This window comes from Trebonia kvetii (assembly GCF_007827045.1).
Classification (GTDB): Bacteria; Actinomycetota; Actinomycetes; order Streptosporangiales; family Streptosporangiaceae; genus Trebonia; species Trebonia kvetii.
In genome coordinates this window covers 1-13,132 of the sequence record NZ_RPFW01000002.1, presented here as the reverse complement: position 1 = coordinate 13,132, position 13,132 = coordinate 1, and the positions used below count along the sequence as shown (strand labels likewise).

17 protein-coding genes and 1 pseudogene are annotated in these 13,132 nt (G+C 69.1%); 13 read left to right on the top strand and 5 right to left on the bottom strand.

Translation table 11 applies throughout. The annotated features are described in order from the left end of the window. Positions 1-322 precede the first annotated feature (322 nt). Both EAS64_RS08735 and EAS64_RS08730 read left to right on the top strand, forming a co-directional pair. Complete coding sequence (locus EAS64_RS08735; RefSeq protein ID WP_145852447.1) at positions 323-712, top strand: SCO5389 family protein; 390 nt, start codon at positions 323-325, stop codon at positions 710-712. A gap of 65 nt (positions 713-777) precedes the next feature. Next, on the top strand, positions 778-1,191 hold the full coding sequence (locus EAS64_RS08730; RefSeq protein WP_145852446.1) for a Fur family transcriptional regulator: 414 nt from the start codon (positions 778-780) through the stop codon (positions 1,189-1,191). Positions 1,192-1,268: 77 nt separating this feature from the next. Here EAS64_RS08730 and EAS64_RS43420 read toward each other — a convergent pair whose 3' ends face one another. Next, positions 1,269-1,409, bottom strand: a complete 141-nt coding sequence (locus EAS64_RS43420; protein ID WP_187365800.1) for a helix-turn-helix domain-containing protein — start codon at positions 1,407-1,409, stop codon at positions 1,269-1,271. A gap of 158 nt (positions 1,410-1,567) precedes the next feature. On the opposite strand from EAS64_RS43420, the gene EAS64_RS08725 reads away from it, so the two are divergent. The 3 genes from EAS64_RS08725 to EAS64_RS08715 all read left to right on the top strand — a co-directional run bounded on the left by EAS64_RS08725 (position 1,568) and on the right by EAS64_RS08715 (position 3,174). Then, a complete protein-coding gene (locus EAS64_RS08725; protein WP_342782030.1) occupies positions 1,568-2,047 on the top strand; it encodes a Fur family transcriptional regulator in 480 nt (159 codons plus the stop codon). Between the two features lie 168 nt (positions 2,048-2,215). Then, positions 2,216-2,563: an ArsR/SmtB family transcription factor gene (locus EAS64_RS08720; protein WP_145852444.1), complete on the top strand. Its 348-nt coding sequence runs from the start codon at positions 2,216-2,218 to the stop codon at positions 2,561-2,563. Next, a complete protein-coding gene (locus tag EAS64_RS08715) occupies positions 2,560-3,174 on the top strand; it encodes a cation efflux transmembrane domain-containing protein (protein ID WP_145852443.1) in 615 nt (204 codons plus the stop codon). The genes EAS64_RS08720 and EAS64_RS08715 overlap by 4 nt, the downstream gene beginning before the upstream one ends. Positions 3,175-3,239: 65 nt before the next feature. Here EAS64_RS08715 and EAS64_RS47125 read toward each other — a convergent pair whose 3' ends face one another. Further along, complete coding sequence (locus EAS64_RS47125; RefSeq protein ID WP_342782047.1) at positions 3,240-3,461, bottom strand: hypothetical protein; 222 nt, start codon at positions 3,459-3,461, stop codon at positions 3,240-3,242. Between EAS64_RS47125 and EAS64_RS47120 the strand changes: the two are divergent. Next, positions 3,387-3,548, top strand: a pseudogene (locus EAS64_RS47120) (LLM class flavin-dependent oxidoreductase); the annotation flags it as partial. The gene EAS64_RS47125 and the pseudogene EAS64_RS47120 sit on opposite strands and share 75 nt — an antisense overlap. 78 nt (positions 3,549-3,626) lie before the next feature. On the opposite strand, the gene EAS64_RS45680 reads toward EAS64_RS47120, so the two are convergent. Together EAS64_RS45680 and EAS64_RS08705 are read right to left on the bottom strand one after the other, a co-directional pair. Then, positions 3,627-3,902 carry a hypothetical protein gene (locus tag EAS64_RS45680; protein ID WP_246115696.1) on the bottom strand — a complete coding sequence of 92 codons (276 nt, stop codon included), beginning with the start codon at positions 3,900-3,902 and terminating at the stop codon, positions 3,627-3,629. Between the two features lie 510 nt (positions 3,903-4,412). Continuing rightward, positions 4,413-4,754, bottom strand: coding sequence for a DUF3303 domain-containing protein (locus tag EAS64_RS08705; protein ID WP_145852442.1), 342 nt, complete (start codon positions 4,752-4,754; stop codon positions 4,413-4,415). 416 nt (positions 4,755-5,170) lie between these two features. On the opposite strand from EAS64_RS08705, the gene EAS64_RS08700 reads away from it, so the two are divergent. The 7 genes from EAS64_RS08700 to EAS64_RS08670 all read left to right on the top strand — a co-directional run bounded on the left by EAS64_RS08700 (position 5,171) and on the right by EAS64_RS08670 (position 12,159). Beyond that, positions 5,171-5,377, top strand: coding sequence for a hypothetical protein (locus EAS64_RS08700; protein WP_145852441.1), 207 nt, complete (start codon positions 5,171-5,173; stop codon positions 5,375-5,377). A gap of 299 nt (positions 5,378-5,676) precedes the next feature. Then, positions 5,677-7,428 (top strand): IS1634 family transposase, encoded by a 1,752-nt coding sequence (locus EAS64_RS08695; RefSeq protein ID WP_145852440.1) that lies wholly within the window; start codon positions 5,677-5,679, stop codon positions 7,426-7,428. A 148-nt stretch (positions 7,429-7,576) separates the two neighbouring features. Continuing rightward, the gene (locus tag EAS64_RS08690; protein WP_222849145.1) at positions 7,577-8,149 is read left to right on the top strand and encodes a DUF1801 domain-containing protein; all 573 of its coding nucleotides are present in this window, start codon (positions 7,577-7,579) and stop codon (positions 8,147-8,149) included. A 434-nt stretch (positions 8,150-8,583) separates the two neighbouring features. Beyond that, positions 8,584-9,033 carry a CBS domain-containing protein gene (locus EAS64_RS08685; RefSeq protein WP_187365799.1) on the top strand — a complete coding sequence of 150 codons (450 nt, stop codon included), beginning with the start codon at positions 8,584-8,586 and terminating at the stop codon, positions 9,031-9,033. A 334-nt stretch (positions 9,034-9,367) separates the two neighbouring features. Then, positions 9,368-10,288 (top strand): DUF2332 domain-containing protein, encoded by a 921-nt coding sequence (locus EAS64_RS08680; RefSeq protein ID WP_246115592.1) that lies wholly within the window; start codon positions 9,368-9,370, stop codon positions 10,286-10,288. 492 nt (positions 10,289-10,780) lie between these two features. Beyond that, a complete protein-coding gene (locus EAS64_RS08675) occupies positions 10,781-11,215 on the top strand; it encodes a MerR family transcriptional regulator (protein ID WP_145852437.1) in 435 nt (144 codons plus the stop codon). Next, the gene (locus EAS64_RS08670) at positions 11,212-12,159 is read left to right on the top strand and encodes an SDR family NAD(P)-dependent oxidoreductase (RefSeq protein ID WP_145852436.1); all 948 of its coding nucleotides are present in this window, start codon (positions 11,212-11,214) and stop codon (positions 12,157-12,159) included. The genes EAS64_RS08675 and EAS64_RS08670 overlap by 4 nt, the downstream gene beginning before the upstream one ends. Before the next feature lie 279 nt (positions 12,160-12,438). Here EAS64_RS08670 and EAS64_RS08665 read toward each other — a convergent pair whose 3' ends face one another. After that, complete coding sequence (locus tag EAS64_RS08665; RefSeq protein WP_222849144.1) at positions 12,439-12,999, bottom strand: group II intron maturase-specific domain-containing protein; 561 nt, start codon at positions 12,997-12,999, stop codon at positions 12,439-12,441. Between the last annotated feature and the right edge of the window lie 133 nt (positions 13,000-13,132).

The window sequence follows — 13,132 nt, the reverse complement described above, 5'->3', positions numbered from 1 at the left end:
TTGTCAGTAACCTAATCGGTATCCGTTCCCGATGCAAGTAAAGTCGGCGATTCGCCGGTCTCGTCCGGTTCCTCACCGCGGCCGCTCTCGCGCCGTGCCGTCCCGGCCGTCGCCGTGGCGCCCTCTCCGCACCCCGGCGGCTGGCTGCCTCGCACCCAACCTCCCTAGACTGAAAACGGTTTTCATGTCAGGATGCCTGAGCGTTGCGCCGTGGCTGGCAGTGGTCAAGCGATTCCGGCAGGTTGCCGCGGCGGACGCCACCGGGCTGCCGGGACGGGCGGCAACAGGCGCAGGGCCATGACAGTGAGAAGGGATTGCGGGCATGTTGTTGACGGGCCCGGCGGGCCTGCCGGAGCAGGCGAGTGCCGGCGAGGTAGATGACGAGCAGTTCATCGCATGCGCGCGCACGCTGCCGCCCCGTGCGTGGCCGGTGATCAGCGGCCTGGCCGAACGGCTGCCGTCCAGCAGCCAGGACTTCGCCGGCAACCTGGTGCCCCCGCCGGATGATGCGGCGCGCAGGCAGCTGCTGCGGGCCCTGGCCATTGACGCGATGCGGGGCGCGCCGGAGCGGAATTTCGGTGTCCGGCTGGCATTCCGGAACTGCCACCGCGTTACGGTTTTCGCTCCCGGCGCGCCCGGAGGGGCTTACCCGGAGTTCGCGTCGCCCCGGGCGCAGATCCTCAGCCAGAGCCCGCAGCTGGTCGGCTGCTGACACCTGTGCCGGCCGGTGCGCCCCGCTGGACCCCGCGTGCAGGCACCGTACGGCGGCGGGTCCCGGTGACCGTTCGGCAGGACATGATCAGGCAGGCGCTGGCCGAGGCGGGCACGTTCCTCAGCGCCCAGGATCTGCATGCCCGGCTGAGATCGGCCGGTCACCGGATCGGGCTCGCCACGGTGTACCGGACGCTGCACGCGCTGGCGGACGAAGGTGCCGTGGACGCGGTGCGGGACTGGGGCGGGCAGACTATTTACCGTGCCTGCGGCACCAGGGAGCACCACCATCACCTGGTGTGCCGGCGATACGGCCGGACGGTGGAGGTGCCCGGGGCGGTGCTGGAGGAATGGGCAGCACGCGTGGGCAGGGCGCATGGCTTCACCGGGATCGCTCCCATCGCAGAGTTCTTCGGTACCTGCGCTGACTGTGCGGCATCCGCGCCGCCTAGCGCGGGGCGCGGCCAGGCTCTGCCGTGAATGCCCTGCCTGGCCCCGCTCGCCCGGGCCGGTCACACGGGGCTTCGCGGCACCCGGGTAATCGCCCGGCGTCACGGCTACCCGCAGCTGGGGAACAGCAGGTGGTGGTACCCGGTCACCCGCCTGACGATCCCGGCTGCCTCCAGGCCGGTCAGGTGCGGGCAGGCCGAGGTGCGCGGCACGCCCGGAATGCGCTCGGCGATGTCGCCGATGCTCACCGGGTGCCGAGCGCTGATGAGCAGACTGCTGGCCCGCCGCCTGGCAGTGTGCCGCTGGCCTGCCTAGCGCAGCCGTCTTTGCGCCGCCGGCGCCAGCGTTGCCGTCCCGCGTGATGGTCATGTTGACTGGGGGGATGACGGGAACACCTACGCCGCGCTTGACGGGCACTGAAGCCGGGGCGCCCGCACTGCTGGACAACGGCCCTGGCGGCTCCGGTGGCTCGCCGCGAGCGTCCCAGGAGCGCTCGACGCGGCAGAAACGTGCTCTCGCCGCCGTCCTCGACGAGTCCGACGGGTTCCGCTCGGCCCAGGATCTCTTCACCGAACTGCGGACACGGGGCGAGAACGTCGGGCTCACCACGGTCTACACGCAGCTGCGCGCTCTCGCTGACAACGGCGAGATCGACGCCCTGCGCGGCGAGGACGGCGAGACTCTGTACCGCCGCTGCGGCACCGGGCACCACCACCACCATCTGGTCTGCCGGCAATGCGGGCGGACTGTTGAAGTTGAGGGACAAGACGCCGAGCGATGGGCGGCACAGGTGGCCGGCAGCCACGGGTTCGTGGACGTCACACACACCCTGGAGATCCTGGGCACCTGCGCGCAGTGCGCCTGCGGGGAGCCGGCCGGCAGCTGAGGGGCCGGGTCGGCGCAGCTCCGACCCAGGCCGCCAATGCCCTGGGAGCCGGCCTGCAAGTGCCCGCCGACGCGTGCTGCCGTCTTCGGCTGCGCCCTCCCGCCCGTCGGTCGCAGGGGCCGGGAGCCGTTCCTCGTTTTCATTCCTTAAGTGCGATAGCATCGTCCCATGACGATGATAGCCGGTGCGGAGTCCCGGCCCGACCTTCGGGCCGCGTCGGCGCTGTTCCGCTCGCTGGGCGACCCGGCCCGGCTGGCGATCCTGCGCCAGCTCGCCGGCGGGGACGCACGGGTGGTCGACCTGACCGCGCCGCTCGGCCTGGCCCAGTCCACGGTCTCCAAGCACCTGGCCTGCCTGCGCGACTGCGGGCTGGTCACCGTTCGCGCCGCCGGGCGGGCCTCGGTCTACTCCCTCGCCCAGCCCGCGCTGCTGGAGCTCTTCACCGCGGCCGAGGCGGTGCTGTCCGCGACCGGCAACGCGGTCGCGCTGTGCCCCCGCTACGGGCAGGCCCGGTGAGCACGACCGAGGCGGCCGGCCGGGACCGGCTGCGCCGCCGCGGCTACGCGCTGGAGTACGCCAGCATGGCCTGGATGACGGCCGAGGCCGCCGTCGCCGTCACCGCCGGGATCCTGGCCTCCTCCATCGCCCTGACCGGGTTCGGCCTGGACTCCGTGATCGAGCTCTTCGCCGCCACCATCGTCGTCTGGCAGCTACGAGGACAGGATCGAGGACAGGAACGCGAGTCCCGCGCGGTCCGGCTGATCGGCGTTACCTTCTTCGCCCTGGCCCTCTACCTGGCCGCCGAGGGCATCCGCGACCTGGCCACCCACGCCCGCCCCGGGCAGTCCACGACGGGCCTGGCGGTGGCCGGCGCCGCCCTGCTCGTCATGCCTGCCCTCGCGATCGCCAAGCGGCGCACCGGGCGGGCGCTCGGCAACCGCACCCTGATCGCCGACTCCGCCGAGACCGCCTTCTGCGCCTTCACCTCCGCAGCCACCCTCGCCGGCGTCGGCCTGAACACCTGGCTGGGCTGGTGGTGGGCCGACCCCGCCGCCGCCCTCATCATCGCCGCCCTCGCCGTCAAGGAAGGACTCGAGGCCTGGGAGCACGAAGCCGGCGACGACTGACCATCCCGGGAACGGCGCCCGCAGCACGCGAGAGCCGGCCACCCGAATCCCGCCGGGCGCAGCATTCAGCGCGCCAGGTCCTCGCCCTCGCCCTCCCGGGTTGCCTGGCAGCGTGGAGTGCCCGCGGGACGCGTGCCCTGCTGCGACAGCAGGAGGATGCGAGTTGGCGTGTTCCTGCTGGCGGCGCGGTTTCCCGGCAAAGGGACGATGAGGTGCTGGCGGCGACGGTGGGGGCTGCCGTGGCGGCCGAGCGGGCCGGCTTTGATGACGTATGGCTGGCCGAGCACCACTTCATGTCCTACGGCACCTGCCCGTCGGCGGTGACGCTGGCCGTCTACGTGCTGGGCAGCACGCGGCGGGTGGGCGTGAGGACTGCGGTCAGCGTGCAGTCGGCGTGGCATCCGGTCGCGCTGGCCGAGCAGGCGCCGACCGCCGCAACGCCACGCCCGGCTTTAGTCCGACGGTCCGTCCACCTGCTTGGTGCGGATGTCGGTCTGGGATGCCGACCAGGTCTCGTGGCCACTCTCGAAGCGCCTGATAACCTGCCGGTTCTTCCCCTCTGCGATGACCAGCGCTATCGGCGTCCCGGCGGCTGCGCTCCGGTACCTGGCGGCGTCGAGCGCGTCGAGCAGGCCTGCGAGCGTGCCCGGGAAGGTCCCGGCCGGGATGCCTGAGCTGGATTCCTGATCAGCGTCCTCGACGCTATAGACCTTCACGTCCGTGGCCATGGCGGCGCCTCCCCCGGTGCGCCCGTCCCACGATCAAGTGTGCAACAGTTCGGATGCCCGCCCGGCCACCAGTTCGCCCTCTGTGCACCGAAGCGTCTCGTAACACGCCAGCGCCACGACGGCCGCCGCCATGGCGATGCACATAACGGTGCCCGCACCTTTCATGGGGACTGCCCTTCCGCGAAGGATTGCCTTGACAGTCCCTCCGGGCCGAGAGCGCGACTTTGGCATCACCGTACAGCGGCGCATGAGGGGTCGCTTAGACCACGGGCATTACTTCTAATCGCCCCTGCCGCTCGGAGCCGTGAAGTGAGGTTGCCCCGCTTTGACGGGGGGGTCCGGCGAACGGGGGCAAGGTCAGCCGCCATGGCCACCCCGAACGACGCCTAACACTCCGCCTTCGGGGTCGTTGCCGACTTGGGCTGTCGTCATTGAGCGGCGCGGGCAGAACGGCCGGGTCTTACGACCAGAACTGATCCCAGTTGGCGAGGTCGAGTTTGGCAGCCCCGCCTACGCGACGGTGGCGCGCCACTCCATCGCCTGCAGTTCGACAGCGACCGCATCCATGACGTCAATCACGGGCTCGAGCTGGAAGGTGAAGCCGGCCAGGGCCGTGCTCAGGAAGTGGATGTCGGCGAGGTTGTCGGTCTCGAAGACCATGTACCCGCCCCAGTCACCGACACGGATGACGAACTGGTGGATCGTGAACCCCTCGGGCGTGCTCCACTCACGGAACACCTGGAGGATGCGGGACTGAATTGCCTCATACTCCGACGTTCCGGCTGCCGGACGCTCGTCCCAGCGCAGGACGTACTTCCGGTACCCGGGTGACTTGGCTGCAGGGCTGCTCAAGACTGGCTCCTTTGGTTGTGCGTTGTGGATGAATCGGTGGCGGCGTTCGACGCGATGGCGCTAGGCGTCGCAGGCACCGCCGAGCTCCGCGACCTGCGGCCGGCCAACGTGCCCCGCCTCCCGGAGCACCGCGGGACCCCCGGGTCGGAAACGAAGCTCTGCCAGCCCTCTAGATCCCAGTTGAAGAGCGCCCAGACGCGGTCGTCCTCATTGGGATCGACACGGTGATCTGCCGCAATAGGAAGGTACGAAACCGAGGCTGCGCCCCGCATCGGGAGAACTCCCCATCACCGCTCTGCCTCGGCCTGCGCCGTCAAGCGCCCGCCCACAGAGCAAATCTTCTGCGTGGCATCCGAGCGCACCTCCGGTGACGGCGTGCCTGACCGGGATGTGCACCCATGATCACCTACTTATCCGTGACCATACCGTCACGGAGAGTCTACGCGAGCGCCGGCAACCCCTTCTACTGGCGCCTGGAACTGACTCCGACCCGCACTCCCGTCGTGTACGCCTGCCTGCTCGGCTCCGCACGCAGGCGGTACCGGGAGGGCGACGTATACACCGGGCTCTTCAAAGCCACCGTGTCCTTCCCCGTCGAGGTCGACCTGTCTGTCCTCGCCTAAACCAGCCGGACAGGCTGGCGTACCGGCCCCTCGGCCCTCAGCCCGCTCCCCATCGCCGTCAAACAGGGCAGTCGGCGGGCGAACCCCGATCCTGAGCGCATGCCCGGGCCGGTGACTTACCCGCCCGCCGCACGTCTAACACCTGCGTTCCGCGTAATTCGGGGGTTCTGGAGGCATGCGCCAGGTGAAGCGGCAGGTCAGCGGGCCGGGGCCTGGTGACACGGGCGAAAATCCCTAGAGACACGGTTCATGTAGATACACCTGGTAATCACGGGATAATCGTGTAGTCTCCTAGAGTCATGTACGTGAAGACCTCGGTGCGGAAGACCAGGACCGGCGAAGTCCGCTACCTGCAGCTCGCTCACAACGAGTGGGACGCGGCCAGGGGCCGGTCGGTGCCGAAGGTGATCTACGGGTTCGGCCGGGAGGACCAGCTCGACAAGGAGGCCGTCCGCCGGCTCGTCGCGTCGCTGTCGCGGCTGCTGGACCCCGGTGACCTGCCCGCCGCAGCGGGCGAGGGCCTGGAGTTCGCCGAGTCGCGGCCCTACGGCGGCGCCTACGTACTCGACGCGCTGTGGCAGCGCCTCGGCATCGGGACGATCCTGACAAGGCTGGCTTCCTCCGGCCGGGGCCGGCCGCGGGACGCCGCCGCGGCCGAGCGGGTGCTGTTCGGGCTGGTCGCGAACGGGGCCCTCGCTCCGTCGTCGAAGCTGGCGGCGTCGGAGTGGATGAGCCGCGACGTGCACGTCGACGGGCTCGGCGAGGTAGATGACGATGCCTGCTACCGGGCGATGGACTGGCTGCACGGCGTGCGCGGCGAGCTGGAAAAACAGGTGTACTTCCAGGTCGCGGACCTTCTTAATCTTCAGGTCGATCTCATCTTTTTCGATACCACATCGACTTATTTCGAGACCGGCGCCGCCGACGAGGAGGTCCCGCGGGACTGGCGCGGGGAGAAAACAGCAGGCCAGGACACTGCGCGCGGAGACGGGGAAGAGGCAGGCGGAGACGGGGAGAACACGGCCGGCAAGCCGGGCGGGTTCCGGGCCTACGGCAAGTCCAAGGACTCCCGCGACGACCTGCCGCAGGTCGTGATCGGCCTGGCCGTCACCCGGGAGGGCATCCCGGTCCGGGTCTGGTGCTGGCCCGGGAACACCGCCGGCTCCGCCCTGATCCGGCAGGTCAAGACCGACATGCGGGACTGGTGCCTGGGCCGCGTCGTCTGGGTCGCCGACCGCGGCTTCGCCTCGAAGGAGAACCGGAAGTTCCTGCAGTCCGGCGGCGGCGCCTACATCATCGGGGAGAAGCTCCGGTCCGGCTCCGCCGAGGCGAACGCCGCCCTGTCGCGGCAGGGCCGCTACAAGACCGTCGCCGGGAACCTGCAGATCAAGGAAGTACGGCTCCCGGACGCGGGCGACCGGTTCGTCATCTGCTTCAACCCGGACCAGGCCGTCCGCGACGCCGCCGTCCGCGCGAACATGATCAGCATGCTTGAGGAGCTGATCGCCGGCAGCGACCAGCTCAGCGTCACGAAGCGGGCCGAGCTGCGGGGGAAGATCTCGACGATGCCGGGGCCGAACCGGTTCCTGCGCGTTACCCCCGGCGGCCTGCTGCGAGTCGACAAGGCCAGGGCGAAGGCCGAGGAGAACCTCGACGGCAAGTACCTGCTGCGCAGCGCCGACCCGCACATGAGCGCCGAGGACATCGCCGCCGGCTACAAGCAGCTCCTCGAAGTCGAGCGCGGCTGGAGAGACATGAAATCGGTCCTTGACCTGCAGCCCGTCTACCACCGGCTCGAAGAGCGCATCCGCGCCCACGTCCTGCTCTGCTGGCTCGCGCTCCTGCTCGTCCGCGTCGCCGAGAACCACACCGGGCAGACCTGGCCCGCCATGCGCCGCGACCTCCAGCGGATCAGCATCGGCACCTTTACCGGCCCGGCCGGCACCTTCCGCCAGCGCACCGAGGTCCCCAAGACAGCCCGCGACCTCCTCACAGCCCTGAAAATAGACGTCCCCCGCAAGATCCACGAGCTCACCACGCCCGAAGCCTGATCAGAGCCCATTTCGTCGAGCCGCCGCCTAGAGACACGGCATGCGGCTAGCCGGCCTGCCATTTCACAAGGTCAGAACCATAATTGTGACTCTAGGTGAGGTGAATTACGCGGAACCCAGGTAACAGGATCTGTCTTCAGTACCTGCCGTGCTCCCCGACGAGGTGATCATGAACGCCGCCTCCCGGGTGGACGACTACATCAGCCTGCTGCCCGGCTGGCAGCAAGCCATCTGCCAGCAGGTACGCCAGCTCGTACACGACGCCGACCCCGAGGTCGAGGAGACCATAAAGCGGTCCGTGCTGCCCTACTTCGTGATCCAGCGCAACGTATGCGCCCTGCTCGCAGCCAAGGACCACGTCAACGTCTTCATCTACGACCCCACCGTGCCCGACCCGGACGGCATCATCAACCAGGGACACGGCAACGCGACAGCCCGTGCCCTGCAAGGTCTACCGCGGCGACCCGATCGACCAGCCCGCACTGCTGGCGATATTCCAAGCCGTCATCGTGAGCAACCGCGCGGGCGGCTGGCGACGCACCCAGGCATCACCCCCCTGAGCCCGGGGTCCTTTCCCCGCCCCCGGACGGGCCCTCGGCGGAACCGCAGGAAACGCCGCGATCCTGGTATGCGTGACAGTCCGGCCGCAAGACCCGTAGACACCGTCGAGGCCGCCGCCAATCGCGAACTCCGCCGTGAACAGGCACGGGCTTTGTGGTGATGACGCCCCACCGATGGTCCCCGCGAGGCGGCTACAGCCATACCGCCCGTACCTATCCCTAACGCGATCACCAAGCTCGGCGACGCGCTCTCATCGGCAGAAGAGGACGCGGATGCACCTGCGCCATACGGCCTGTTCTGCATGCGACCGCTGGTCGAAGGTCCACGTCATAGTGCCGCGCATAGCGGCGGCTCGGGCGCTCGCCCTGAGGAGATCGCTGGCAGGTGCTGATCACGGACTGCGCAGGCGAGGCCTGCCATTGGCCCGGGAGGATCTTTCGGTATCAGCGGCACTGCTGAGGACGTCCCAGCAACTGCCGGCCGCCGGCCCCGGGGCGACCTTTGCCGCGGATGCCGCACAAGCGCGCGCCGCCCTGGCCCGGCAGTGTGATCGAATACCTGACAATGGATGGGATCCCCGAGGGAGAGCAGATCATGGCAGAGGCCTCAGCAATTCATCCGACGCCGCCGGCGGCCACGGTCGCGGACGTCATGCACCCGCCGGTGACGACGGTCGAGCAAAACGACCACGTGGCCGGGGCCGCCTACCTGATGAAGCGTGCAGGCGCGACCGCCCTGGTCGTCACGCAGGCCCAGACCCGCGAGCCGGTCGGCATCATCACCGAGGCTGACATCTCTCACCTGGTCGCGGACGGGAAGAACCCGAACGACGTACGGATATACCAGCTGATGACTACCCGCCCGACCGTCGTCAGCACCACGACAAGCATCCGTGACGCGGCCAGGGTCATGACGAGCGGGCGTTTCCGGCACCTGCCGGTCATGGGTGGCCCCGGCCTGGTCGGCATCGTGGACATCACTGACATATGCCGTGCGCTGCTTGATGCACCGCAGGCAGCGCAGGAGCCACTACCTGACCGGTAGCCACTGGCCACCTGCCTCGTGTCGCCGCTGCCCGCTGGCCCATGCAGACGGTGATCCGGTTTGGCCGGCAGGGCAGCGGGACACCGGGAACAGCCGCGTCGTCCCAGCGCGACACGCGACCACCCCGCGGAGTTCTTGCGGCACCCGGCAATCGAATCGGCAAAGCCGGCGACTGCGCGCCCTGCCGAATACGAGCGGCGCGCAACGGTATCGGCAGTGCGCGCGTCCGCGCACCGATCATCCGGTTCTGCGCACTTGGGTCGCTGGACGGACAACCTCATCGCGGCATGAGCGTGCGCGGCTGTGCGATTATCGCGCAATGACGATCGCATCGATGTACGCCGAGTTCGGCATACGCGAGGCTCGTGGGATATCGCCGACGTACGAGCGCTTGTCGCTGGCGGTCTCCGGTGACGAGGAGATCCTGGCGCTGCTGGATACGGTGCCCGCGGCTAAACGGCAGCCGAATCTGCTTCTGGGCGTCGTCCGTTTCCTGGGCGGCCCGGTGGATGATCCGGCCGCCTTTCATGACTTCACGGTGGCCAACTGGCCGGCCATCGAGGCCGGGCTGCGTACCCGTATCACCCAGACCAACGAGGCCGGGCGGTGCGCACTGCTGCTGCCGGTCCTTGCCTCGCTCCCGCAGCCGCTGGCGTTGCTGGAGGTCGGCACCGCCGCAGGACTGGGGCTCCATCCTGACCGGTACTGCTACCGTTACGGTGGCCATCTGCTCGGTTCGAGCGGACCTGTCCTCGACTGCGCGCTCACCGGAGCGGCGCCGCCAACGCGGCTACCCGAGGTGGCATGGCGGGCCGGCCTGGACCTGAATCCGCTCGACATCACCAATCCTGCAGACCTGGCCTGGCTGGAAGCCCTCATCTGGCCCGAGCATAGCTACCGCCGGGACCGGCTGCGTGCCGCGGCCGTGATCGCCGCCGCGCATCCGCCGATGCTGATCCGCGGCGACCTCACGGAGGAACTCCTGCCCTTGGCCGCGCAGGCCCCGGCCGGCGCAACGCTGGTGGTGTTCCACTCGTCCGTGCTCTATCAGGTGCCGGAGGCGCACCGCGCGGCGTTCGTGGACCTGGTACGCGAACTACCTGGGCACTGGATAGCGGTGGAGGCCCCGGACGTCCTGACCTATGAGGGACTGCCGCCGCCACCAGACCAGGCACTGCACAACGTGCTCGCGCTCGACGGTACGCCGCTGGCCTGGACTCGCGCCCACGGACAGGCAATGGCGTGGTTCGCGTGACCGGGGGCGACACCGCGCGGGCCAGACGGATTGTTCGAGTTCGTGGAGCTTGCCGTTGCCCAGCCGCCACCGCCGCCGCGGGCTAGGCCGTCAGCTGCACCACGCCCTGCTCACCGGGGTCGGCCGGCAGTGCCTGCTGAGCACTGCGGACGATCCGGCTGACCCCGCCGTGCGGCTGTGCCTGAGCAGCGGCCGGCAGGAGCTGGGCATCTTACGACCGGGCGTTCAGGTAATGGGACGGTCCCGGCCGTGCCCGTGGACGACGGCCGGCTGGCCGCGATCCTAGCCGGGCTTTTTCGCAGCTCGCCCTGGCGGGAATCCACGTGAGGCAGCCGGCGGGACGCTCTGGCAGCCGTGCGGTTTCATCGCGGGCACGGCTGGCCTGTTCAGCACCAGCAGAGCCGAATTCATCCGCTGGCTTCACCCGGCCGGCGCGGAGCTTGACTTGAAGTGCTTCAAGTTTCCGATACTGATCGGGTGGAGGAGGACTGGATGACGATCGCCGAGGCTGTGGCCCGGTGCGGCCTGCCGGAGAGCACGCTGCGCTACTGGGAACGCATCGGCTTGGTCAACCGGGTGCAGCGCGACGCCTCAAGCGGGCACCGGCGCTGCCGTCCCGAGGACGTCGCGACCCTCGAAACCCTGGGCAATCTGCGCGCCGTCGGGCTGAGCATCGAAGACATGCGCGCCTACCTGGCCAGTGCCCGCCGGGGCGACGAGGCGGCCAGCGAGCAGCGGGAGCTATTCGAGACCCATGCCCGCCGCCTAGCCGACGAGGTGGCCGCACTCGAACTGCGCCGTCGTTATCTGGACCTCAAGGTCCGCTACTGGAGCGCCCGCGAGGCAGGCGACCTGGACAAGGCTGCCGCCGTCGCCGAGGAACTCGCCCCGATCATCCGCCGCATGAACCCAAAGGACAAACCATGACCACCACCCGCGTCACCTCCCCGTTCGGCTTCGAGTCCACCGCGGCCGAGGTGGTCGCAGGCATCGACCTGCACGGCCGCCGGGCCCTGGTCACCGGGGCAGCCAGCGGCATCGGCGTGGAGACGGCCCGTGCCCTGGCCTCGGCCGGCGCTGAGACGGTCATCGCCGCCCGCGACCTCGCCGCCGGGGAGCGGACAGCCGCCGACATCCGGGCCACGACCGGAAACCCGGCCGTCTCGGCGGCCCGGCTCGACCTGCTCGACCGCGGCTCCGTCGACCAGCTGGTCCGAGACCTCACGGGCCCGCTGCACATCCTGGTTAACAACGCTGGGGTGATGGCCGTCCCCGAACTGCGCCGCAGCCCTGAAGGACATGAGCTGCAGTTCGCGACCAACCATCTCGGCCACTTCCGCCTCGCCCTGGGGCTGCTGCCCGCGCTGCGGGCCGCCGGCGGCGCCAGGGTGGTCTCGGTCAGCTCCCGGGCCCACCTGAACTCCCCGGTAATCTTCGACGACATCGACTTCCGTGACCGGCCGTACGACCCGGCGCTTGCCTACGCTCAGTCCAAGACCGCGAACGTGCTGTTCGCCGTGGCCGCTGCCCGGCATTGGGGCGGTGACGGGATCGAGGTCAATGCCCTGCACCCGGGCGCCATCGCCGACTCCAACCTCTCGCGCTACTACGACCCGGCGCAACTCGACGCGCTCCGCTCGTCTGGGCGGTACACCTTCAAGACGCTCGCCCAGGGCGCGGCCACCAGCGTCTACGTGGCTACCTCGCCCCGGCTCCACGGCGTGGTCGGCCGGTACTTCGAGAACTGTCAGGAGGACACCCCGGACGACCCGACCGCTGCCGGCACCGACGCCGCCGGGGTCGCCGCCTACGCGCTCAACCCCCAGGCCGCGGAACGGCTCTGGGCCGTGTCTGAGCAGATGAACCAGTAGCCGAACCCGGCGACCTGAACCGGAAACAGTCTTCCCCGGTCAGCTACCATGACTCACGCACGGTTGTCCGGTACCACTGTAAGGCCATTCGAATTCTCCAGGCAGACCGCTTGATACGTCAGTAAATTCGGCAGCGACGTAAACTCGACATGCCGGATTCCGCTCAGAAGGCTTCCTCTATAGCGGGCGAGTCGGCCGGGGGGTCGGGTAGCCCGGAGGAACTTCCCCTCCGGGCTCCCACAGATCCCGGCGTGACGCTCTCGCGTCACCGGGCTCCTGTCATCCTGTCCGCCAGTACCACGTCACCTGGTGCCAGTGCGAGAACATAGCCGGGTACTGGCTGGTGATTCTCTCCCAGCAAATGCGGAGTCTCTTCCAGGTGCTCAACCGCCGGTATTTCTTGCGGAGCCAGCGCGCCAGGTAATAGTTGACGCGCTGGAGAAGGGGATACAGCTCCTTGAGGCCGAAGGCCCCGTAGTACTGAACCCAGCCTCGCACGACCGGGTTGATCTCCCGGGCGAGCTGGCTCATGGTCAGGCCGGTGCGACGGTGCAGCCGCCAGGACCGCACTGCCGCGCTCATCTTGCTCAGGGCATCCTTGCTGACCGCAGGCAGGAACGAGGTGAAGATCTTCCCGTTCTTCCCGCGGGCACGCCGCCCCCGGAACTCGAACCCCAGGAACGTGAACGACGTGTGCTCATACGAGCCGCGCCGGTCGCTGTCCCGGCAGTAGACGATTTTCGTCTTGTCCGGGTGCAGCTGGAGCCCGACCTCGGCCATCCGCCCGCCGAGCGCGGCCAGCACTTCCCTGGCCTGCCTCTCGGTCGCGCAGTGGACCACGGCGTCGTCCGCTTATGCCGAGGTCCGGATTATGCCGACTGGGTGGGCAGATGCCCTGGTCAGGGCTACGAGTGAGTGCCTTCTATCGGCATAATCCTGCACGTTCGCTTGTGAGGTGCCTGTCTGGCTGGTG

Coding starts and splice junctions, on each gene's coding strand:
- EAS64_RS08735 (WP_145852447.1), top strand. CDS start 323: ATGTTGTTGACGGGCCCGGCGGGCCTGCCGGAGCAGGCGAGTGCCGGC.
- EAS64_RS08720 (WP_145852444.1), top strand. CDS start 2,216: ATGACGATGATAGCCGGTGCGGAGTCCCGGCCCGACCTTCGGGCCGCG.
- EAS64_RS45680 (WP_246115696.1), bottom strand. CDS start 3,902: ATGGCCACGGACGTGAAGGTCTATAGCGTCGAGGACGCTGATCAGGAA.
- EAS64_RS08695 (WP_145852440.1), top strand. CDS start 5,677: ATGTACGTGAAGACCTCGGTGCGGAAGACCAGGACCGGCGAAGTCCGC.
- EAS64_RS08685 (WP_187365799.1), top strand. CDS start 8,584: ATGGCAGAGGCCTCAGCAATTCATCCGACGCCGCCGGCGGCCACGGTC.
- EAS64_RS08680 (WP_246115592.1), top strand. CDS start 9,368: ATGTACGCCGAGTTCGGCATACGCGAGGCTCGTGGGATATCGCCGACG.
- EAS64_RS08675 (WP_145852437.1), top strand. CDS start 10,781: ATGACGATCGCCGAGGCTGTGGCCCGGTGCGGCCTGCCGGAGAGCACG.
- EAS64_RS08670 (WP_145852436.1), top strand. CDS start 11,212: ATGACCACCACCCGCGTCACCTCCCCGTTCGGCTTCGAGTCCACCGCG.